Below are 19,976 nucleotides of genomic sequence, written 5' to 3'. Positions count from 1 at the left end.
CGCGGCTGTGAGCCGTCTGAGAACAGAGGCGGTTGACCTTCTTTACCAATCCGATAAGCGGAAACAGGCGTCCCGCTCAGCGGATACTCACCCGAGCGACGCCAGGGCCTCGTCCAACACCCGCCGCAGTCGCAGCGCGTCGGAGGCGATCGCACTCACCAGCACGGCGGGCCCGGCGAGCGGCACCAGCGCCGCACACTCCCCCAGCATGCGGGCGGCGACCGGCTCCCGACCGAACTCCGGCCGTACGACGAGGAGTTGCCCCACCGCGCGATGCCCCCCGAGGACGGCGGGCCCGTCCCAGCCGCCCGGCGCTCCGGGCCCACAGGCCAACTCCTGATCGAGCACGGTACGCCCCCCGACCCGCAGTGCCAGTCTGCTGGTGAGCCGTCCGGGTTCCTCACCGGCGCGCCCGAGCACCTGCTCCTCGCGCAGCACGAGCCGGGCGGAGTCGGCGAGTTCGACGCGCGTCGTGACGCGCAAGTCACTGCCACGCACGGAGATCAACTGCTCGGGCAGCCAGTGCAGTTCGCCGTCCTCGGCGACCCGGAGCCGCACGTCGTACCGAGACTCGCCCTTCGCCTGCCCCGGCAGCGCGATGGTCGCGGCAGCGGACCCGACCCGCAACCGCGCTCCCCGCTCGACATCGGCCTCGACGGCGAAGTGATCGCCACCGAGCGGCCCGCTCATGGCCCCGACAAGCAGGACGCGCGCCTCGGACCCACTCCCCCGGGTCCGCCGCAACGCGAGCGGCCCGTCCCCCTCCAACACGGGCAGCGCGGTACCGCCCCGCCCGTCCTCCCGGGCCACGATCCGCGCGGTGGCCCGGACCCCGGTCGCGATCACGCCGTCCACGCGGCGAGTTGCGCCCGCACCCAGGCGGCGACATCGCCTACGCCCGCCTCGGTCCGCAACGATTGGAAGACGACGGGCAGTTCGGCCCGCTGAGTCTTCGCGTCGGCGGCCATCCGCCCCAGATCGGATCCCACGTACGGCGCGAGGTCGGTCTTGTTGACGACCAGCAGATCGGCGGTGGTGACCCCCGGCCCGCCCTTCCGCGGAATGTCGTCCCCGCCAGCCACGTCGATCACGAAGATCTGCGCGTCGACCAGCCCCTTGGAGAAGGTCGCGGTGAGATTGTCCCCACCCGACTCGACCAGGATCAGATCCAACGGCCCGACCTCGTCCTCCAGATCCTCGACGGCTTCGAGGTTGGCGGAGATGTCGTCCCGGATCGCGGTGTGCGGACAGGCTCCCGTCTCCACGGCGGCGATCCGCTCGGGCGGCAACACGGCCTCCCGCAGCAGGAATTCGGCGTCCTCACGCGTGTAGATGTCGTTGGTGACGACGGCGAGCGAGAGTTCGTCCCGCAGGGCCCGGCAGAGCGCGGCGACGGTGGCGGTCTTACCGGACCCGACGGGCCCGCCGAGCCCGATGCGCAGGGCACGGTGGGTGCCGTCGGGGCGATGCGCGTCGGCGCTGACGGCGGCGGGGCCGTCGTGGGTGTGGTCGAGGTGCATAGGAGCGGCTCCTTACGTGTTTCTACTGTGCTTGCGGCTTCGGCGCCTTCTTCAACCGGGCCGACATCTCTCAGCTCCGGCCCCTCTTCATCCAGGCCGGCAATATCCAGCCCGTCCGGCCCTTGAGGACGAGGCCCTTTCGGGGCCGATCGGGGGTCCAGGGGGCGGAGCCCCTTGGCGGGGTCTGGGGCGGAGCCCCGGGGGCAACCTCACCGGCCCGGTCGTACCGTCACGTCGTTGACCTCCGCGTCCCCCGGCAGGTCGATCGCCATGAGGATCGTCGTGGCGACGGACTCGGGGTCGATCCACTGGGCGGGGTCGTACTGCTTGCCCTCCTGTTGGTGGACCTTGGCCTGCATGGGGCTGGCGGTGCGGCCGGGGTAGACCGAGGTGACGCGGACGCCGTTGCCGTGCTCCTCGTGGCGCAGGGAGTCCGCCAGGGCCTTCAGGCCGTGCTTGGAGGCGGCGTACGCGGACCAGTCGGCGCTCGCCCGCAGGCCGGCGCCGGAGTTCACGAAGAGGACGTGGCCGCCGGAGAGCCGCAGTTGGGGCAGGAAGTGGCGGGTCAGTTCGGCGGGGGCGATCAGGTTGACGTTGAGCTGGTGGCGCCAGGTCTTCGGGGTCAGTTCGCCCACCGGGCCGAGGTCGACCACCCCGGCGATGTGCAGGAGCGTGTCCACGCGGTCGGGCAGGCTCTGGTGCGAGAACGCCCAGCTGAGCTTGTCGGGGTCGGCCAGGTCGCCCACCAGGGTGCGCGCCCCGGGATACTCCGCGGCCAGTTCCTTCGCGCGGCCCGCGTCGCGCGCGTGGAGCACGAGTTCGTCCCCGCGCGCGTGCAGCCGGCGGGCGACGGCCGCGCCGATGCCGGAACCGGCCCCGGTGATCACATGTGTAGGCATGCCCGCCATGCTCGCATCAGCGGGTACCGAACGACTCCTCCAGGTAGGCCAGCGCCCCTACCGGCTCCTCCGCGAAGAACACCAGGTCGGTGAGCGGGACGGGCAGGAATCCTTCGTCCTCCATGCGCCGGAACTGGGTCTTCAGGCCGTCGTAGAAGCCCGCGGTGTTCAGCAGCACCACCGGCTTGTCGCTGTGGCCGTGCTTCTTCAGCTCCAGGATCTCCGTCGCCTCGTCCAGCGTTCCGGTACCGCCCACCATGACGACCACGGCGTCGGCCTTCTCCAGGAGCAGCCTCTTGCTCCCCCACTGCCTAAAGGGCGCGGGGGGACCCCCAGGCGAGATCGGCCGCGACCACCATCTCGTCGACGCCCGGCCGCGCCGACGCCGCCAGGAAGGTCACCGAGACGCCCACCAGCCGTCCACCGGCCGCCTGCACACCGTCGGCGACCACCTTCATCAGCCCGGAGTCGGAACCGCCCCACACGAGCGTGTGCCCGCCCTTGCCGAGCAGTTCCGCGAACTCCCGCGCGGGGCGGGTGTAGCGCTCGTCCAGGTCGGCGGCGGAGAGAAAGACACAGATCTTCATACCCGTCACCGTACGCGGGAAGAACCGGGCGCCCGCGAGTGCTTTTCCGGTATGGCTGACGGACACACGATCACGATCGAGCAGGGCGACCGGCACGTACGCGTCGTCCACGGCGACCAGGTGCTGGCGGAGAGCGACCGTCCCCTCGTCCTGAAGGAGACCGGCTCGCCGGTGCGCTACTACCTCCCTCCGGAGGACGTACGCCTCGACCTCCTGACCCCCTCCGAGACCCACACCCACTGCCCCTTCAAGGGCGACGCGTCGTACTGGTCCCTCCCGGACGCGGCCGACCTGGTGTGGGCGTATCCCGACCCCAAGCCCGACGTGGCGCAGATCAAGGACCACCTCTGCTTCTACGACGTAGAGGTGCTGTGAGCGACGACTGACCGCTTCCTTCGGGGCGCGACGGGCGACGGCCCTGGTCTCAGGCCATCGCCGTCGCCGCGCGCGTGGTCGTCGCGATCGTCGCCGACCCCACCACGCGCGTGCCGTCGTAGAGCACGATCGCCTGGCCGGGGGCCACGCCCCGTACCGGCTCGGTGAAGGACACCTCCAGGGTGCCATCGACGAGTTCGGCGGTGACCTCGGTCTCGCCGCCGTGGGCGCGGAGTTGGGCGGTGTAGGTGCCGGGCCCGGTGGGGGCCGTGCCGCACCAGCGAGGCTTCACGGCGGTGAGACCGCTGACGTCCAGGGAGGCGGCCGGGCCGACCGTCACCGTGTTGTCGACCGGGGAGATGTCCAGGACGTAGCGCGGCTTGCCGTCGGCGGCCGGGGTGCCGATGCGCAGGCCCTTGCGCTGGCCGATGGTGAAACCGTACGCGCCCTCGTGCGAGCCGACGACGGACCCGGACTCGTCGACGATGTCGCCCTCGGCCTTGCCGAGGCGGTTCGCGAGGAAGCCCTGGGTGTCGCCGTCGGCGATGAAGCAGATGTCGTGCGAGTCGGGCTTCTTGGCGACCGCGAGGCCGCGGCGCTCGGCCTCCGCGCGGATCTCGTCCTTCGTGGTCACCGTGTCGCCGAGCGGGAAGAGGGCGTGCGCGAGCTGCCGCTCGTCCAGGACGCCGAGGACGTAGGACTGGTCCTTGGCCATGTCGGAGGCGCGGTGCAGTTCGCGGGTGCCGTCCTCGTTCACGATCACCTGGGCGTAGTGGCCGGTGCAGACCGCGTCGAAGCCGAGGGCGAGCGCCTTGTCGAGGAGCGCGGCGAACTTGATCTTCTCGTTGCAGCGCAGACAGGGGTTCGGGGTGCGGCCGGCCTCGTACTCGGCGACGAAGTCCTCGACGACGTCCTCGCGGAAGCGGTCGGCGAGGTCCCAGACGTAGAACGGGATGCCGATGACGTCGGCGGCGCGGCGGGCGTCCCGGGAGTCCTCGATGGTGCAACAGCCACGCGCGCCCGTGCGGAACGATTGCGGGTTCGCGGAGAGCGCGAGGTGGACGCCGGTCACGTCGTGGCCGGCTTCCGCGGCTCGGGCGGCGGCGACGGCGGAGTCCACTCCGCCGGACATGGCGGCGAGTACGCGAAGGGGGCGGGGGCGCGGCGAGGTCTCAGTCATAACCCTTCCAGGGTACGGGGCGTCGGGAACCGGGGCCCGCGAGTATCCGTTGACGATCACATGGGGGAGACACAGAGCGATCGGAACGACCGGACGGCGAAGCCGCCGGGCGGCGCGTCGATGCCACCGGGTGGCGGGAAGAGCTCGCCGGGCGGCGCGGAGAAACCGCCGGGCGGCAGGCAGAGGTCGCCGGAGACCACCCGTCGGCACCCCGGTCGGCGCGCGCTGCTCATCGGCGGCGCCCTGGCCGCCGTAGGGACCGGGGTGCTGGCCCGGGACGAGTTGGCGCGGTTGTGGTGGCGGCTGCCGGGGGTGGAGAAGCCGCGGACTCCGGGGGCGGTCGACTTCCGGGGGGCGACGTGGGTGGCGGCGTCCTCGGCGAACTACCGGCGGGCGGACCGGCCGGACGACTACGGGATAGACATGGTGGTCATCCATGTCACCCAGGGCGGTTACGCGAGCGCGGTGAAGGCCTTCCAGGACCCCGCGCACCAGGCGGCGGCGCACTACATCGTCCGCAAGGGCGGGGCGGTCACGCAGATGATCCGGGAGCTGGACGTGGCCTTCCACGCGGGCAACCGGTCGTACAACGAACGCAGTGTCGGCATCGAGCACGAGGGCTTCGTGGAGCGGGCGTCCTCGTTCACCGACGCGATGTACACGTCCTCCGCGCGACTGACGGCGGAGATATGCCGGCGCTACGGCATCCCCGTCGACCGGGAGCACGTCATCGGGCACGTGGAGGTGCCCGGGACCGATCACACGGACCCCGGGCGGTACTGGGACTGGGACCGGTACATGACACTCGTAAGGCGGGCACACCGGACGCAGGTGTGATTCGCGCCACACGAGGGTTTGGCTATGAGTCATTTCAGTTACGACGGTGTCCGATGCGTCCCCTGCTCCGGATGTGACCTGGAGTACGTCAACTCCGCATCCCCTCAAGGTGAGTTGGGGAGCGATCGCGCACGCACACCTTTCATAGCTTGCCCTGCTGACTACTAAGTGTCGCCCAGTCTTTACACAGGCCTTAGGTCAAATCTCTGGCGCCATGACACACACCAGCGAGCCCGCGTCCGGCCAGAACACCGACGCACAGGGCAACCACCGCAAATCCGTCGCCGAGAAGCGCGAGCACGGCAAGGACATCGCGGCCCGGGGCAAGGGTCTGCACCGGCGCAAGTTCCTCGGCGGCATGGCCGGGACCGGCATCGCGGCGGTCGCGGCGGCGGGCGGCGCCTTCTCCCTGCTGAACGGCGCGGCGAAGAACAAGGCCTCCGCGGCGGACACCACCCTCACCATCCCCGACCTCCTGGAGGGCACCACCGCCGACGGCGTCACCACGTACACGCTGGAGGCCAAGACCGGCACCGCCGAGGTGATCTCGGGCGTCACCAGCAGCACGATGGGCTACAACCAGGACTTCCTGGGCCCGACCATGAAGTGGACCAACGGCGACGTGGTCCTGCTCAACATCACCAACAACATCGGCGAGGACACGACGGTCCACTTCCACGGCGCCCACGTGCCCGCGAAGATGGACGGCGGCCCCCAGGTCGCCTTCGCGGACGGCACGACCTGGTCCCCCACGTTCACCGTCAAGGACCCGGCCACCACGCTCTGGTACCACCCGCACGCCCTGGGCACCACCGCCAAGCAGGCCGTGCACGGTCTGGCCGGCATGATCATCGTCGAGGACTCCACGGACGCGTCCACCGCGCTGCCCAGCGACTACGGCGTCGACGACGTCCCGCTCATCTTCCAGTCCCTCGCCGTGGACACCGCCGGGGACATCAAGTACGACGCGGCCGGTTATCGGCTCAGCACCACCACCTTCCCCCTCCTGGTCAACGGAACCAACGTGGACTCCACCACGCTCGGTTTCACCGCCACCAAGACCCGCACCCGCTTCCGCGCGCTGAACGCCTCGCCGTCCGACATCATCACCATCCAGCGCAGTGACGGCGGCACCCTCACCCAGATCAGCACCGACCAGGGCTATCTGACCGAGGCCACCGATGTGACCACGATCCGCCTGGTGGCCGGTGCCCGCGCCGAGTTCACGATGGACCTCACCGCGGACGCCACCCTCCAGGCCGTGATCACCACCGGCTGGATCCGCGGCGGCAGCGGCACGTACGACTTCCTCGCGATCACGGCCAGCGGCTCCGACACCCCGGACGACCTGCCCAGCACCCTCAACACCATCGACCGGTACGACACGACCGACTTCACCACCCGGACCATCACCCTGGGCCAGAACGGCGCCACGATGCTGATCAACGGGTCGGCGGGCACGACGATGGCCGCGATGGCGATGATCAGTACGACGGTCGGCTCGAAGGAGATCTGGACGATCCAGAACTCCACCCAGCTGGAACACTCGTTCCACCTGCACGACGTGCCGTATCAGCTGATCTCCATCAACGGCGAGGATCCCACCGGGGTCCAGCTCGGCTGGTACGACACCTACGAGGTGGTCGGTGGCGGCTCGATCAAGATCGCCATGGAGTTCACCGACTTCTCCGACGACACCTATATGTACATGCTCCACTGCCACCTGTTGCAGCACGAGGACGAGGGCATGATGGCCTCCCTCATGGTGACGGAGTCCTAGGAGGAGCGGTCCTCTCAGGTCAGCCCGGCGGCGCGCGCACGTTCCACCGCCGGGCCGATCGCCTTCGCCACGGCCTCCACGTCGGCCTCCGTGGAGGTGTGGCCGAGCGAGAAGCGCAGGGTGCCGCGGGCGAGGTCCGGATCGGTGCCGGTGGCGAGCAGGACATGGCTGGGCTGGGCGACGCCCGCGGTGCAGGCCGAGCCGGTGGAGCACTCGATGCCCTGCGCGTCCAGCAGGAGCAGCAGGGAGTCGCCCTCGCAGCCGGGGAACGTGAAGTGGGCGTTGGCCGGCAGCCGGTCCACCGGGTCGCCACCGAGGATCGCGTCCGGGACCGCCGTACGGACGGCCGTGACGAGGTCGTCGCGGAGGGCGCCGATCTCGCGGGCGAACCACTCGCGCTGTTCGGCGGCGAGGCGGCCGGCGACCGCGAAGGAGGCGATCGCGGGGACGTCGAGGGTGCCGGAGCGGACATGGCGTTCCTGGCCGCCGCCGTGCAGGACGGGTACGGGGGTGTACTCGCGGCCCAGCAGCAGCGCGCCGATGCCGTACGGGCCGCCGATCTTGTGGCCGGAGACCGTCATCGCGGCGAGCCCGGAGGCGGCGAAGTCGACCGGCACCTGACCGAAGGCCTGCACCGCGTCGGCGTGCAGCGGGACACCGAACTCCCCCGCCACGTCCGCGAGTTCGCGGACCGGCAGCACCGTGCCGATCTCGTTGTTGGCCCACATCACGGTGGCCAGGGCGACGTCGTCGGGGTTGCGGGCGATCGCCTCGCGCAGCACCTCGGGGTGGACCCGGCCGTAGGAGTCGACCGGGAGGTACTCGACGGTGGCGCCCTCGTGCTCGCCCAGCCAGTGGACGGCGTCCAGGACGGCGTGGTGCTCGACGGGGCTGGCCAGTACCCGGGTGCGGGCCGGGTCGGCGTCGCGGCGGGACCAGTACAGGCCCTTCACCGCGAGGTTGTCGGCCTCGGTGCCGCCGGAGGTGAACACGACCTCGCTCGGGCGGGCGCCGAGCGACTCGGCGAGGGTCTCCCGGGACTCTTCGACCGTACGGCGGGCCTTGCGGCCGGAAGCGTGGAGGGAGGAGGCGTTGCCCGTGATGCTCAGGTGGGCCGTCATCGCCTCGACTGCCTCGGGAAGCATCGGGGTGGTCGCGGCGTGGTCGAGGTATGCCATGGTGACGCCGATTCTACGGTCCCCGGTGCGCACCCCGGAGGGGCGGGGACGCCGGTACGGATCCGGCGCGCTTCCTAGAAGCTCCAGGAGACGGTGCTGTCCAGTTGCATGAAGGCGACGAGGACCAGCAGATCGGCGATCCCGAGCCCGAGCCCGAGGAAGGCACGCCCGCGACGGGCGGTGCCGCGCCACAGCGCCACGCCGGCCAGGGCGATGGCGATCGGGCCGAGGAAGACATTGAGCACGAGCAGACCGACGAGGCCGAGGATGAAGGACGCGACGGCCATGCCGTCGGCGTCACGACGGCCGGTGGGCTTGACGGCGGTGGCGGTGCTGCTGCTTGCCGGTGCGGTGAGTTGCATGGTGGTTCGGCTCCCGATGATCGGGTGGGTGGTGGGTGGCGGGACGGGCGGCGAACTGGCAGCCGTGGAGCGTCAGTTGGCTGTCGTACGGGTACGGCGGCCGTGTCGCTCGCGGAGGGCGAAGATGCCCAGCCATACGGCGATGACGGTGGCGGCGACGGCGGTGAAGGCGAGCGGCGCGTGGGCCACGGTGCCCACCACGACGCCGAACAGCAGCAGCGCTGCGACAAGGAACAGCATGGGATGAATCCCCCTCCGAGACGGCCGGGACGGCTCTCGTTACGTTTCGGTGAACGGTTGTAGTAACACTTGTTCACTGAACTTGAGTCTAGCGCGTCCGACGACTTTCCAATTACGGAGAACAGTTGTTAACTGGATGACATGAGTCACACCCTCGGCATCCGGCAGGCGCAGAAGCAGAAGACCCGACAGGCGTTGCTGGACGCCGCGTTGGGGCTGCTGGAGGAGCAGAGCCTGAGCAGTCTGGGGCTGCGTGAGGTCACCCGCGCCGTGGGCGTCGCCCCGACCGCCTTCTACCGGCACTTCCGCTCCACGGAGGACCTCGGGGTCGCGCTCGTCGAGGAGGCGCTGGGCAGTCTGCATCCGATGATCCGGCAGACGGTGGCCCCCGCGGACAGCGGTCAACGCATCACGCGCGCGGTCGAGTTGATCGCCCACCACGTGGACACGTATCCGGCGCACGTGCGCTTCATCGCCCGCGAGCGGCACGGCGGGGTGCAGCCGGTACGGCAGGCCATCCGGGAGCAACTGGCCCGGTTCGCCGAGGAGGTGAAGGCCGAACTCGCCAAGGACCCGGAGTCCGACGGCTGGAACGACGAGGACCTGCTGATGCTCGCTCATCTCTATGTCGACCAGATGCTCATCACGGCCTCGCTCTTCATGGAAGCCATGGAGGCCGCGGAGACCACGGAGTTCTCCGGCGAGGAGCGCGAGCGCGTCACCCAACTCGCCACGCGCCAGATGCGGTTGATCAGCGTCGGTCGGCGGCACTGGCTCGGCTGAACACCCGACACCCGGGCGGCGGGCATACGACAGGGGCGGCACGCCCGGTGTACGAGCGTGCCGCCCCTGTCGTGCGGGAGCCGCGGTCAGCCCTGCTGCGGGGCGCCGCTCATCTGGCCACCGCCGGGCCCGCCGCCGCAGCCACCGCCAGGGCCGCCGCCCTGGCCGCCGCCTCCGCCGGGGCCACCGCTCGGCATGCCGGAGGCGTTGCCGGTCGGCATGCCCGTCGGCCGACCGGTCGGCATGCCCGAGGCCGCGGCGCCCGTGGGCGCGCCGGACGGGGCCCCGCTGGGCCGTGCCGTGGCGTTGCCGGTGGGCGCGGAACAGGACTGCGTGGAGCCGGAGTTGCCGCTGCCGGAGGACGACGAGGTGGAGCCGCTAGAGCCGCAGGCCGCCAGGGCCAGGGGCGAGAGCGCCAGCAGGGCCACTGCGGGGAGGAGACGCGCACGCTTCATGAGAAACAACTCCAAAAACGATGAGGAGGCCTTGTGGCGGGAACTCAATCAACGCCGCTTAGGGCTTCCTTGTCGGCGCCCTGTCCCCCTCCTGTGCGCCGGGTAAAGGGCGCCCCAAGAAGCCTCCCTGACCTGCGAGTTCACGATCGGGGCTCGCCTACTCGCTGGTACAGCTCCGTGACAGAAGCGGCCGCGGCGGCCACCTCCGCGCGTGCCTCCGGCGGTGATACGACCTCCAACGCGTCGGCGAACTGGAGCAGTTGGCGCGCCTCGCGGACGACGCCGTAGGTCAGGCGGACCCTCACCCAGTCGCTCTCTCCGTTCCTCCCGTCATCCGTGGGGAGTTCGGCGAGCGAGGAGGCGCTGAGGCGCAGGAACATGTCGAGGCGGGCGCGGCGGACCCGGACGGTGACGTCGAGCCCGCCGGGGCGTTCCTCGACCTGGCGGCGCAACTCCTCCCAGGCGTGGGCGAGTTCGACGCCCGGGCGGCGCTTCACGGGGTCGGGCAGGAGGGTGGCCGAGTGGACGCGGTCGGCGCGGAAGAGGCGGGGTCTGGTCCGGCGGTCGGCGACCAGGTACCAGACGCCGGCCTTGGAGACGAGGCCGTACGGGTCGACGGTGTAGGTGCTGGGTTCCTTGGCGCCGCTGTGCCGGTAGCGCAGGCGCAGCCGACGGTCGGTGAGGACGGCGTCCTGCAACACGTCCAGGTCCACGGCGAGTTGGGGCCCGCTCTTCCAGCGGGTGGCGTCGACGAGGATGCGCCGGGAGGTCACCTCGGCGGCCGGGCGGTAGGGCGCGGGCAGCGCGGCCATCACCTTGCGCAGCGCGGAGCCGAGCGCGGCGTCGAGGCCGAGGGCGGCGTGGGCGCCCTGTGCGGCCAGGATGAACAGGGCGCGTGACTCGTCGGCGGTCAGTCCCGTGACGTCCGTGCGGAACCCGGCGAGCAGCTCGATCCCGCCGTGCCGCCCGCGCTCGGCGTACACCGGCACCCCGGAGGCGGACAGCGCCTCGACGTCCCGGTAGACGGTCCGCACCGACACTTCGAGCCGGGCGGCGAGTTCGTGCGCGGGAACGCGGCCCCGGGTCTGGAGAAGCAACAGGATCGAGAGGAGTCGGTCGGCCTTCACGCCCTCAGGATCGACCTCCCGAGAGCCCCGCGCAAATGTTGACGGAAACTGTCAGGTTATGGGCCCAGCATGACGCCCATGAACACAGACACCACGGACCCCCGCCCCCTCTACACCCGCGCCACCGAGCAGGTGGCCGCGCTGATCAGGACGGTACGACCGGAACAGCTCGACTCCCCCACCCCCTGCACGGAGTTCGACGTACGCACCCTGCTGAGCCATCTCGTCGGCGGCTCCCACCGCATCGCGACGGTGGGCGAGGGCGGCGACGGCCTGGCCGTCCGCCCCTTCGTGGACGGCGTCGCGGACGAGGGCTGGCCGACGGCGTACGACGAGGCCCGCACCCGGGTCGCCAAGGCCTGGTCGGACGACGCCCGCCTGGACGCCCTGGTCCGGGTCCCCTGGGGCGAGGTACCGGGCCGCATCGCCCTCTCCGGCTACGTCATGGAGGGCGTCACCCACACCTGGGACCTCTCGGAAGCCCTGGGCCACCCCCTCCAACTCGACCCGGAACTGGCCCAGTTCGCGCTGACGTTCGCCCGCAGGGCCCTCCCGGACGAGCAACGGGACGCCGACACCCCCTTCGCCACGGCCCAGCCGGCCCCCGAAGGAGCCGACGTCTACGGCCAGTTGGCGGCTTGGCTGGGGCGGAAGCCGATCGGCTGAGTCGGTCGCAAACAGGGGCCGGACCGTCCGACGACCGGCACAGGTCCGACCCGCCCGGCGCGGGCCGAGCGGGTGGCCGGGGCGCACCGTCGATCGCCCCGGCGACTACCTCGGCCCGAACGCGGCCCCGCAGCTCACCGACCCCGCCCGGAGTCGCCCCCCTCAGGTCAGTCTCGCCCGCGCCAACTGCCGTGACTGGGCGACCAGTCGGTCCGTGCTGTCCCAGACCTCCGCGTCCTCCTCCAGGAAGCCGCCGGCCAGGTTGCGGGTGGTGATGGAGACGCGCAGGGGGCCCGGGGCCGGGCGGGCCCGGACGTGGACGGTGAGTTCCACCGTGGGGACCCAGCCCTTCAAGCCGATCTCGAAGGCCGTCGGGGGGAGCGCGTCCACCGCCAGGAGGAGGGAGAGCGGGTCCGCGTCGCGGCCGTCCGCGAGGCCGAACCAGGAGCGCATCTCGCCCTTGCCGGAGGGGGCGCCCAGGGCCCAGCCGAGGGTGGACGGGTCCAGCTTGAGCATCAGGCGGTCGGTGATGGCCGAGCTGCCGTCGACGGGGGCGGGACCGTCCTCCGGGCCGAAGCACTGGTCCAGGGGCGGGAACACCGGAGGGCGGGCCGTCGTACGGACGTCGTCCGGGAGCGCGTCCAGGTCGCCGTAGGAGGCCAGGACGCGGATGCGTTCGACCTCCGCGCCCTCCTCGTCGTACTGGAAGAGGGACGCCTGGCCCGTGGAGAGGGTGCGGCCGGTGCGGATCGTGTCCGTGCGGATGACCGCCGGGCCCGGTTGGGACGCCGTGAGGTAGTGCGCGGAGATCGTGAACGGGTCGGGGTGCGGGAGCGCGTCCGCCAGGGCTCGCCCCAGGACGGACAGGAGGTAGCCGCCGTTGACCGCGTTGATGATCGTCCAGCCGGCCGAGAGGTCGATGTCGTAGACGCCCGGGGCGCGACGGGTGACCGCCGTGTCGCGGTCGAACTCGCTGTCGCCGATCGTGGCCCGCACGGGCGCCGGCGCGGATGCTGCTTCTCGCATGGATGAACCGTACAACAGGTGATTACTAAGCGGTAGCTTTGCTGTTGCGGGCATATGAAAACACCGGCAAACCATCGGCCACTCGGGTGAGGAACCGGCAATTTCTTGGTAAGTGTCCGTTCTCGTCCGTGACCCGCGGCCGGTGATCCCCCTCTTTGGGGACATGAGCCTCACCGGGACTCCGTTCCTCTACACCGCCGTCGTGCTGACGATCGTCGCCCTCATACTGCCGCTCGTGCTGTGGTCGCGGATGCGCGGCCCCAAGGCCGTACGCGTGGCGGCACGGGCCGTGATGCTGCTGTTCGCACAGGCCACGGCCGTCACCCTGGTCTTCGTCATGGTCAACAACCAGAACAACCTCTACGACAACTGGGCCGACCTCCTCGGCACCGGCAACCACGTCCAGCAGGCCGCGAATCTCGGCAAGAACGGCACCGGCAACATCTCGCTGAACCGGCTGCCCAAGGTGAAGCAGGCCTTCTCCCCCGCCGAGGGTCCCGGCATGCGCGCGGCCGGCGGGGTGGAGGTCACCCAGCTCAAGGGCCAGGTGTCGGGCGTCAACGCCGAGGTCTACGTCTGGCTGCCGCCGCAGTACAAGGAGCCCGCCTACCGCCACCACAAGTTCCCGGTGGTGGAACTGCTGCCGGGCTACCCCGGCTCGGCGAAGGCCTGGTTCGGGTCGCTGCACGCCAACGCGCAACTGCTGCCGCTGATGAAGAGCGGCCGGGTCGCGCCCTTCATCCTGGTCGCGCCGCGCACCAACCTGCTGGCCGGCGTCGACACCGGCTGCGCCAACATCACCGGCACGGTCAACGCCGACACCTGGCTGAGCGTCGACGTTCCGAAGATGGTCATGGACAACTTCCGCGCCGAGCCCGCGCCTTCGGGCTGGGCGGTGGCCGGTTACTCGGCCGGCGCGCACTGCGCGGTCAAGCTGGCGGTGGCCCACCCGGACCGCTATCGCGCGGCCGTGGGCATGTCCGGCTACAACGACCCGATCGCCGAACGCAATTCACTCGCTGCGGCCGGCCCGACGCTGCGCGCCGAGAACAACCCGTACCTGCTGCTGAAGGCGAAGAAGACCCCGCCCCCAATCGCGCTGTACATCTCGGGCGAGTCCGGCGACGGCTACGAGGCGGGCACCGCCCTGGCATCGGTCGCGGAGGCGCCGACGACCGTGCACGTGGTGTTCCTGCCGCGCAGCGACGGCGGTCACACGATGGCGCTGTGGCGGCCGCAGGTGAAGGCCGTGTTCCGCTGGCTGACGCTGGAGATGGGCAAGAACCATCCGCACGCCAAGACCGGGACCACTACTCCTCACGGACGGTCGAACGCCGGTTCCACGCACGCGGAGCTCGCCAGTGGAACCGCATCGCGAGCAGGCGCAGCACGAAAGCGGTGACGATCGCGAGCCCACTGGTGAGGGGGGTCAGCGCGTCGTAGTGGATGCACAGGACGGAGATGGTGGCGCCGACGATCGCCGGGACCGCGTACAGGTCGCGGTCCCAGCGCAGCAGGGACGGGGTCTCGTTGGCGAGGACGTCCCGCAGCACACCGCCGCCGACGGCGGTGGCCAGACCCAGGGCGGCGGAGGAGGTGAGGCTGAGCCCGTAGTCGTACGCCTTCACCGTGCCCGAGACGCAGAACAGGCCGAGGCCCGCCGCGTCGAAGACGTTGACGCCGGCCTGGATGCGCTCCACGTGCGGATGGAGGAAGAAGACGAGGAGCGCGGCGAAGAGCGGGGTGATGAAGTACCCCAGGTCCGTGAAGGCGGCCGGGGGCACCGCCCCGATGATCACGTCCCGGAAGATCCCTCCGCCCAGCGCGGTGACCTCGGCGAGCACGGCGATGCCGAACACGTCGAAGTTCTTGCGGACGGCCAGCAGCGCGCCGGAGATGGCGAACACGAAGATGCCGACGAGGTCGAGCGTGTGCTGGACGGAGGGACTGAACAGTTGCTGAAGCACACCGCATTGTTACGCGTGGGTCGTCAGAGGGTGGGCTTGCCCGTCGTGTAGAGCCAGGTCCGGAACAGGTCGTCGAGCTGTTGGCCGCTGATCTTCTCGGCGAGCCTGATGAAGCCGGCCGTGTCGCCGTTGCCGTAGCGGTGGAGTTTCGTCCAGGCGGGCAGCAGCTTGAAGAACGCGGTGTCGCCGATGCGTTCGCGGAGCATCTGGAGGGTCATCGCGCCGCGCTGGTAGACCGCGGAGGCGAACATCGTGTCGCGCTGCGGGTCCGCCACGACGGTCTGCCAGAAGCTGCTCTCGGCGGGGCGGGCGTTGTAGCCGGCCAGGAACGAGTCGTGCGCGCTGCGGGTGCCCTGGTGCTCGGCCCACAGCCACTGGGCGTAGGTCGCGAAGCCCTCGTTGAGCCAGATGTCCTTCCAGTGCGCGACCGACACGGAGTCGCCGAACCACTGGTGCGCCAGCTCGTGCACGATCGTCGACTCGCTGCGCACGGCCGAGTAGGCGGGCTTGGACTGCACCTCCAGCGAGAACCCGGCCTCCGGCATGTCGTCGACGATCGCGCCGGTCTCCTCGAAGGGGTACGGCCCGAAGACCTGCGACCAGTAGTCGGTGGCGGCGGCCGTCACGGCGTACACGTCGACGCTGTTGCTGTTGGCGAGGACGGGGTCGATGGCGACGTAGATCGGGGTGCCGCCGGGCGTCGTGCCCGTCTTCACGTCGAACTTCCCGATGGTGGCGGTGGCGAGATAGGTCGCCATCGGCTTCGACTCCCGCCAGTGGGTGTACGTCGAGTCGCCCTTGTCGTACGTCGAGACGAGCCGGCCGTTGGAGACTCCGGTGAGGCCCTTGGGGGCCTTGATACGGATGTCGTAGGTGGCCTTGTCGGAGGGGTGGTCGCTGGACGGGAACCAGGTCGAGGCGGCGTTGGGTTCGCAGGCGACGAAGACTCCGTCGGCGGTCTTCATCCAGCCGTAGTCGGAGCCGAACACGATGGGTCCGTTGAGGGGTTCGGGTACCCCGCCGTAGGTGACGGTGACCGTGAAGTCCCTGCCTTTGCGGAGGAAGTCCCGTGGGGTGATGCGCAGTTCGTCGCCGGTGCGGGTGAACTGGGCCCGTCTTCCGTTCACTTGGACCTTGGTGACCTCCAGCTTCTGGAGGTCCAGGTCGAAGGAGGAGAGGTTCTGGGTGGCGCGGGCCGTGAGGGTCGTACGCCCATCCAGGCGGTCGGTGTCGGGGTTGTAGGCGACGTCGAGGGTGTAGTGGCGGGCGTCGAAGCCGCCGTTGCCCAGTTGCGGGAAGTAGGGGTCACCGATGCCGTCGGCGCCGGGGGTGGGGGCGGGGGAAGCGGCGATGACAAGAAAAGAGGCCGCCGCGGTCGCGAGGGCCCCCAGACGTGCCGAACGGGAGAGTGCCATGAAGTCGTCCCTTCGGTGCGTGTTTCCGATCAGTCGGACACGCAGGACTCTGCCCTCACCTCGCATGTCATGTACATGACTTTACCAACTTGTCATGCGTCACAGGGTAGTTGACCGTGACCGACCCCGGCATGCGAACGCCCCCGGTGACCTGGATCGGTCAACGGGGGCGTACGGACGGCCGGTTGCGTCTACTTCTCTTCGCCGGTCGAGGCTTCCGGCTCGGTGGCTTCCGGCTCGACGGCCTCGGGCTCGGTGGCCTCCGCGGGTTCGGCGGCCGGTTCGGCCGCCGCCTCGGCGAGCGTGGCCGCCACCGCCACCGACGTCTCCGCCGACTCCTCCAGCACCGCGTCGCCGACCAGCTTCTCGGCCTCCTTCGCGGCCGACAGCAGGACCGTGTCCTGCGGCGCCTGGTCCGCGAAGTTCTCCGGGTGGTGGCAGGCGACCTGCTGGCCGGGCTGCAGCTGAAGAAGCGGCGGCTCGGTCGTCGTGCAGATCTGGGTCGCCTTCCAGCAGCGGGTGTGGAAACGGCAGCCACTGGGCGGCGAGATCGGCGAGGGCACATCGCCCGTGAGCAGGATGCGGTCGCTCTTCGCGTTCTTCCGCCGCGGGTCCGGGATCGGCACCGCCGACATCAGCGCCTTGGTGTACGGGTGCATCGGCGCCTTGTACAGCAGCTCGCGGTCGGCGAGTTCGACGATCTTGCCGAGGTACATCACGGCGATACGGTCCGAGACGTGCCGGACCACCGAGAGGTCGTGCGCGATGATCACGTACGTCAGGCCGAGCTCCTGCTGGAGGTCGTCCAGCAGGTTGACCACCTGCGCCTGGATCGACACGTCGAGCGCGGACACCGGCTCGTCGGCCACGACCAGCTTCGGGTTCAGGGCGAGCGCGCGGGCGATGCCGATGCGCTGGCGCTGACCGCCGGAGAACTCGTGCGGGTAGCGGTTGTAGTGCTCGGGGTTGAGCCCGACCACCTCCAGCAGCCGCTGCACCTCCTTCTTGACCCCGCCCTCGGGGTTGACGCCCTGGAGCTTGAAGGGAGCGCCGACGATCGTGCCGATGGTGTGGCGCGGGTTCAGCGACGAGTACGGGTCCTGGAAGATCATCTGCATGTCCCGGCGCAGCGGACGCATGCCGCCCACCCCGAGGTGCGTGATGTCCTTGCCCTGGAACTCGACGGTGCCGCCGGTCGGCTCCAGCAGCCGGGTGATCAGCCGGCCCATCGTCGACTTGCCGCAGCCCGACTCGCCCACGACGCCCAGCGTCTCGCCGGCCTTGACCTCGAAGTCGAGGCCGTCGACCGCGTGCACGGCGCCGACCTGCCGTTGCAGCAGTCCCTTCCTGATCGGGAAGTGCTTCTGCAGCCCGGTCACCTTCAGCAGGGTCTCGCCGGGGGCGACACCGCCCTTGGTGGCCACGCTGCCTTCGCTCTGCACAGGAATGCTCACTGCTGTGTCCTTGGGTTTCTCGCTCACAGCTTCGGCGCAATCTCTTCGGTCCAGATACGCTCCCGCTGCTCCGCGTCCAGGTGGCAGGCCGCCCAGTGGCGGCTGCCGACCTCGGCCAGCTCGGGGCGGACCGTGCGGGTCAGGTTGTCCTTCGGGAGGTCCGCGTAGGGGCACCGCGGGTTGAAGGCACAGCCGGACGGGATGTTGATCAGCGAGGGCGGGGAGCCCTTGACCGGGATCAGCCGCTCCTGCTGCTCGCGGTCGAGCCGGGGCATCGAGCCCAACAGGCCCCAGGTGTAGGGGTGCCGGGGCTGGTAGAACACGTCCTCGGCCGGACCGCGCTCGACGCACCGGCCGCCGTACATCACCAGGATGTCGTCGGCCAGTTCGGCGACGACGCCCAGGTCGTGGGTGATGACGATGACCGCGGAGCCGAACTCCTTCTGGAGATCGCGGATGAGGTCGAGGATCTGCGCCTGGACGGTCACGTCCAGGGCGGTCGTCGGCTCGTCCGCGATCAGCAGCTCGGGGTTGTTGACCAGCGACATCGCGATCATCGCGCGCTGGCGCATACCGCCGGAGAACTCGTGCGGGTAGCTGTCCACGCGCTTGTCGGGCTGCGGGATGCCCACCCGGTCGAGCATCTCGACCGCGCGGCGCTTGGCGGTCTTCTTGTCGACGTCGTGGTGGATCCGGTACGCCTCCACGATCTGCTGGCCGATCGTGAAGTACGGGTGCAGCGCGGAGAGCGGGTCCTGGAAGATCATCGCCATCTGCCGGCCGCGCAGCTTGCGCACGTGGTCGGGGTCGGCGGAGAGCAGCTCGGTGCCGTCCAGCCAGATCTCGCCGGAGATCTGCGCCTTGCGCTTGCCGTACTGGCCGGCGGTGTGCAGGCCCATGATGCCGAGCGAGGTCACCGACTTGCCGGAGCCGGACTCGCCCACGATGCCGAGGGTCTTGCCCTTCTCCAGCGCGAAGCTGAGCCCGTCGACGGACTTGACCAGACCGTCGTCGGTCGGGAAGTGCACCTTGAGGTCGCGCACTTCGAGGAAGGCCGAGGGCGCGGGCGAGGCGGACGTGGGTTCGCCCACCGCTGCCCCGCTCTTGCTGAGTTCCGTCATGAGAGCCTCACTCGGGGGTCGATCACGGCGTACAGGATGTCCACCACGAGGTTGGCGAGAAGCACCGCGAGAGAAGTGATCAGGGTGACGCCCAGGATGATGGGCAGGTCCTGGTTCTTGATGGCGTCGAGGACCGCGCGGCCGAGGCCGGGCAGGTTGAACGTCGACTCCGTCAGGATGGCGCCGCCGATGAGGGCGCCGAGGTCCATGCCGAGCATGGTCAGGATCGGGGTCAATGTGGAGCGCATGGCGTGCTTGCCGATGACGACCGGTTCGGTCAGGCCCTTCGCGCGGGCGGTGCGGATGTAGTCCTCACCGAGGATCTCCAGCATGGTGGCGCGGGTGATCCGGGCGTACATCGCCGCGTACAGGAAGGCGAGGGTGATCCAGGGAAGGATCATGCCGCCGAAATAGCCGCCGACGCTCTGACTGAGCGGCACGTACTGGGCGTCCAGCCAGTGCAGCCCGTAGGTGAAGATCGCCAGGCTGAGCATGCCGGTGAAGTAGATGGGGAGGGAGACACCGGAGAGGGCGACGACCATCGCGCCGCGGTCCCAGATGGTGCCCCGCTTGAGCGCGGAGAGCACACCCGCCGCGACACCGAAGACCAGCCACAGCACGGCGGCACCGAGCGCGAGACCCAGGGTCACCGGGAAGCGGTCGGTGAGCACCGGCCAGACGGCCTGCTCGCTGCGGAAGGAGTAGCCGAAACAGGGTGCGGCGCAGTGCGTGACGTCACCGCCGCCGGAGTAGGTGCGGCCGGCGAAGATGCCCTTGAAGAACTCCCAGACCTGGGAGTAGATCGGGTCGCTCAGGCCCAGCTTCTCCCGTACGGCCTCGACGGATGCCGGGTCGGCCTGCTTGCCCACGAAACTCGCGGCGATGTCCACGCCCGCCCACTTGGGGACGAGGAAGAAGATGCCGAAGACCACCATGACGATGACCACGAGCATCACTGCGGCGGCGAACAGCCGCCTGATGAGATAAGCGAGCACAGCTTACGG

The 19,976-nt window shown here is 70.1% G+C and carries 21 protein-coding genes and 1 pseudogene; 6 read left to right on the top strand and 16 right to left on the bottom strand.

Annotated elements, in window-relative coordinates; all coding sequences use genetic code 11:
* Window positions 1–87: 87 nt before the first annotated feature.
* The 4 genes and pseudogenes from JHN63_RS06985 to JHN63_RS06970 form a co-directional block, all read right to left on the bottom strand.
* Window positions 88–855, bottom strand: a complete 768-nt coding sequence (locus JHN63_RS06985) for an urease accessory protein UreD (protein WP_200677984.1) — start codon at window positions 853–855, stop codon at window positions 88–90.
* Window positions 843–1,520 (bottom strand): urease accessory protein UreG, encoded by a 678-nt coding sequence (gene ureG, locus JHN63_RS06980; protein ID WP_200677983.1) that lies wholly within the window; start codon window positions 1,518–1,520, stop codon window positions 843–845. The genes JHN63_RS06985 and ureG overlap by 13 nt, the downstream gene beginning before the upstream one ends.
* Before the next feature lie 209 nt (window positions 1,521–1,729).
* Window positions 1,730–2,428 carry an SDR family oxidoreductase gene (locus JHN63_RS06975; RefSeq protein WP_200677981.1) on the bottom strand — a complete coding sequence of 233 codons (699 nt, stop codon included), beginning with the start codon at window positions 2,426–2,428 and terminating at the stop codon, window positions 1,730–1,732.
* 7 nt (window positions 2,429–2,435) lie between these two features.
* Window positions 2,436–3,006, bottom strand: a pseudogene (locus JHN63_RS06970) (TIGR00730 family Rossman fold protein).
* Between the two features lie 51 nt (window positions 3,007–3,057).
* Between JHN63_RS06970 and JHN63_RS06965 the strand changes: the two are divergent.
* The gene (locus JHN63_RS06965; RefSeq protein WP_200677979.1) at window positions 3,058–3,381 is read left to right on the top strand and encodes a DUF427 domain-containing protein; all 324 of its coding nucleotides are present in this window, start codon (window positions 3,058–3,060) and stop codon (window positions 3,379–3,381) included.
* Between the two features lie 49 nt (window positions 3,382–3,430).
* Here the strand turns inward: JHN63_RS06965 and mnmA are convergent, their stop codons facing one another.
* The gene (gene mnmA, locus JHN63_RS06960) at window positions 3,431–4,561 is read right to left on the bottom strand and encodes a tRNA 2-thiouridine(34) synthase MnmA (RefSeq protein WP_200677978.1); all 1,131 of its coding nucleotides are present in this window, start codon (window positions 4,559–4,561) and stop codon (window positions 3,431–3,433) included.
* Between the two features lie 60 nt (window positions 4,562–4,621).
* Between mnmA and JHN63_RS06955 the strand changes: the two genes are divergently transcribed.
* Both JHN63_RS06955 and JHN63_RS06950 read left to right on the top strand, forming a co-directional pair.
* A complete protein-coding gene (locus JHN63_RS06955; protein WP_200677976.1) occupies window positions 4,622–5,398 on the top strand; it encodes an N-acetylmuramoyl-L-alanine amidase in 777 nt (258 codons plus the stop codon).
* 214 nt (window positions 5,399–5,612) lie between these two features.
* Window positions 5,613–7,178: a multicopper oxidase family protein gene (locus tag JHN63_RS06950; protein WP_200677974.1), complete on the top strand. Its 1,566-nt coding sequence runs from the start codon at window positions 5,613–5,615 to the stop codon at window positions 7,176–7,178.
* 14 nt (window positions 7,179–7,192) lie between these two features.
* Here the strand turns inward: JHN63_RS06950 and JHN63_RS06945 are convergent, their stop codons facing one another.
* The 3 genes from JHN63_RS06945 to JHN63_RS06935 form a co-directional block, all read right to left on the bottom strand.
* Entirely contained in the window at window positions 7,193–8,356 is a 1,164-nt protein-coding gene (locus JHN63_RS06945; RefSeq protein ID WP_200677966.1) for a cysteine desulfurase family protein, read from the bottom strand.
* Window positions 8,357–8,430: 74 nt separating this feature from the next.
* Entirely contained in the window at window positions 8,431–8,718 is a 288-nt protein-coding gene (locus JHN63_RS06940; protein ID WP_200677965.1) for a DUF4190 domain-containing protein, read from the bottom strand.
* Between the two features lie 72 nt (window positions 8,719–8,790).
* Entirely contained in the window at window positions 8,791–8,958 is a 168-nt protein-coding gene (locus tag JHN63_RS06935) for a hypothetical protein (protein WP_200677964.1), read from the bottom strand.
* Window positions 8,959–9,099: 141 nt separating this feature from the next.
* Between JHN63_RS06935 and JHN63_RS06930 the strand changes: the two genes are divergently transcribed.
* The gene (locus JHN63_RS06930; protein ID WP_200677963.1) at window positions 9,100–9,741 is read left to right on the top strand and encodes a TetR family transcriptional regulator; all 642 of its coding nucleotides are present in this window, start codon (window positions 9,100–9,102) and stop codon (window positions 9,739–9,741) included.
* An 86-nt stretch (window positions 9,742–9,827) separates the two neighbouring features.
* Here the strand turns inward: JHN63_RS06930 and JHN63_RS06925 are convergent, their stop codons facing one another.
* Together JHN63_RS06925 and JHN63_RS06920 are read right to left on the bottom strand one after the other, a co-directional pair.
* On the bottom strand, window positions 9,828–10,196 hold the full coding sequence (locus JHN63_RS06925; RefSeq protein ID WP_200677962.1) for a hypothetical protein: 369 nt from the start codon (window positions 10,194–10,196) through the stop codon (window positions 9,828–9,830).
* A 140-nt stretch (window positions 10,197–10,336) separates the two neighbouring features.
* The gene (locus JHN63_RS06920) at window positions 10,337–11,323 is read right to left on the bottom strand and encodes a YafY family protein (RefSeq protein WP_200677961.1); all 987 of its coding nucleotides are present in this window, start codon (window positions 11,321–11,323) and stop codon (window positions 10,337–10,339) included.
* Window positions 11,324–11,401: 78 nt separating this feature from the next.
* On the opposite strand from JHN63_RS06920, the gene JHN63_RS06915 reads away from it, so the two are divergent.
* Complete coding sequence (locus tag JHN63_RS06915) at window positions 11,402–11,989, top strand: TIGR03086 family metal-binding protein (protein ID WP_200677960.1); 588 nt, start codon at window positions 11,402–11,404, stop codon at window positions 11,987–11,989.
* Between the two features lie 162 nt (window positions 11,990–12,151).
* Here JHN63_RS06915 and JHN63_RS06910 read toward each other — a convergent pair whose 3' ends face one another.
* Window positions 12,152–13,015 carry a thioesterase family protein gene (locus tag JHN63_RS06910; RefSeq protein ID WP_200677959.1) on the bottom strand — a complete coding sequence of 288 codons (864 nt, stop codon included), beginning with the start codon at window positions 13,013–13,015 and terminating at the stop codon, window positions 12,152–12,154.
* A 163-nt stretch (window positions 13,016–13,178) separates the two neighbouring features.
* Here JHN63_RS06910 and JHN63_RS06905 point away from each other — a divergent pair, with 163 nt between their 5' ends.
* A complete protein-coding gene (locus JHN63_RS06905) occupies window positions 13,179–14,417 on the top strand; it encodes an esterase family protein (protein ID WP_200677957.1) in 1,239 nt (412 codons plus the stop codon).
* Here JHN63_RS06905 and JHN63_RS06900 read toward each other — a convergent pair.
* From JHN63_RS06900 to JHN63_RS06880, 5 genes are all read right to left on the bottom strand, one after another.
* Window positions 14,326–14,982, bottom strand: a complete 657-nt coding sequence (locus JHN63_RS06900) for a trimeric intracellular cation channel family protein (RefSeq protein ID WP_200677955.1) — start codon at window positions 14,980–14,982, stop codon at window positions 14,326–14,328. The genes JHN63_RS06905 and JHN63_RS06900 overlap by 92 nt on opposite strands.
* A 23-nt stretch (window positions 14,983–15,005) precedes the next feature.
* Complete coding sequence (locus JHN63_RS06895; RefSeq protein ID WP_200677953.1) at window positions 15,006–16,397, bottom strand: M1 family metallopeptidase; 1,392 nt, start codon at window positions 16,395–16,397, stop codon at window positions 15,006–15,008.
* A gap of 191 nt (window positions 16,398–16,588) precedes the next feature.
* The gene (locus JHN63_RS06890; RefSeq protein WP_200677951.1) at window positions 16,589–17,851 is read right to left on the bottom strand and encodes an ABC transporter ATP-binding protein; all 1,263 of its coding nucleotides are present in this window, start codon (window positions 17,849–17,851) and stop codon (window positions 16,589–16,591) included.
* A gap of 23 nt (window positions 17,852–17,874) precedes the next feature.
* On the bottom strand, window positions 17,875–18,972 hold the full coding sequence (locus tag JHN63_RS06885; protein ID WP_200677949.1) for an ABC transporter ATP-binding protein: 1,098 nt from the start codon (window positions 18,970–18,972) through the stop codon (window positions 17,875–17,877).
* Window positions 18,969–19,967, bottom strand: coding sequence for an ABC transporter permease (locus JHN63_RS06880; protein ID WP_200677948.1), 999 nt, complete (start codon window positions 19,965–19,967; stop codon window positions 18,969–18,971). Before JHN63_RS06880 ends, JHN63_RS06885 begins: the two co-directional genes overlap by 4 nt.
* Between the last annotated feature and the right edge of the window lie 9 nt (window positions 19,968–19,976).

Source organism: Streptomyces sp. MBT65 (assembly GCF_016612545.1).
Classification (GTDB): Bacteria; Actinomycetota; Actinomycetes; order Streptomycetales; family Streptomycetaceae; genus Streptomyces.
This window is presented reverse-complemented; position numbering and strand designations above follow the sequence as displayed.

What these genes read in the sequence shown, in the direction of transcription:
- mnmA (WP_200677978.1), bottom strand. Translation starts at nt 4,561, where the DNA reads ATGACTGAGACCTCGCCGCGCCCCCGCCCCCTTCGCGTACTCGCCGCC.
- JHN63_RS06940 (WP_200677965.1), bottom strand. Translation starts at nt 8,718, where the DNA reads ATGCAACTCACCGCACCGGCAAGCAGCAGCACCGCCACCGCCGTCAAG.
- JHN63_RS06950 (WP_200677974.1), top strand. Translation starts at nt 5,613, where the DNA reads ATGACACACACCAGCGAGCCCGCGTCCGGCCAGAACACCGACGCACAG.
- JHN63_RS06955 (WP_200677976.1), top strand. Translation starts at nt 4,622, where the DNA reads ATGGGGGAGACACAGAGCGATCGGAACGACCGGACGGCGAAGCCGCCG.
- JHN63_RS06935 (WP_200677964.1), bottom strand. Translation starts at nt 8,958, where the DNA reads ATGCTGTTCCTTGTCGCAGCGCTGCTGCTGTTCGGCGTCGTGGTGGGC.
- JHN63_RS06925 (WP_200677962.1), bottom strand. Translation starts at nt 10,196, where the DNA reads ATGAAGCGTGCGCGTCTCCTCCCCGCAGTGGCCCTGCTGGCGCTCTCG.
- JHN63_RS06910 (WP_200677959.1), bottom strand. Translation starts at nt 13,015, where the DNA reads ATGCGAGAAGCAGCATCCGCGCCGGCGCCCGTGCGGGCCACGATCGGC.
- JHN63_RS06885 (WP_200677949.1), bottom strand. Translation starts at nt 18,972, where the DNA reads ATGACGGAACTCAGCAAGAGCGGGGCAGCGGTGGGCGAACCCACGTCC.
- JHN63_RS06905 (WP_200677957.1), top strand. Translation starts at nt 13,179, where the DNA reads ATGAGCCTCACCGGGACTCCGTTCCTCTACACCGCCGTCGTGCTGACG.
- JHN63_RS06895 (WP_200677953.1), bottom strand. Translation starts at nt 16,397, where the DNA reads ATGGCACTCTCCCGTTCGGCACGTCTGGGGGCCCTCGCGACCGCGGCG.
- JHN63_RS06965 (WP_200677979.1), top strand. Translation starts at nt 3,058, where the DNA reads ATGGCTGACGGACACACGATCACGATCGAGCAGGGCGACCGGCACGTA.
- ureG (WP_200677983.1), bottom strand. Translation starts at nt 1,520, where the DNA reads ATGCACCTCGACCACACCCACGACGGCCCCGCCGCCGTCAGCGCCGAC.
- JHN63_RS06975 (WP_200677981.1), bottom strand. Translation starts at nt 2,428, where the DNA reads ATGGCGGGCATGCCTACACATGTGATCACCGGGGCCGGTTCCGGCATC.
- JHN63_RS06930 (WP_200677963.1), top strand. Translation starts at nt 9,100, where the DNA reads ATGAGTCACACCCTCGGCATCCGGCAGGCGCAGAAGCAGAAGACCCGA.
- JHN63_RS06915 (WP_200677960.1), top strand. Translation starts at nt 11,402, where the DNA reads ATGAACACAGACACCACGGACCCCCGCCCCCTCTACACCCGCGCCACC.
- JHN63_RS06945 (WP_200677966.1), bottom strand. Translation starts at nt 8,356, where the DNA reads ATGGCATACCTCGACCACGCCGCGACCACCCCGATGCTTCCCGAGGCA.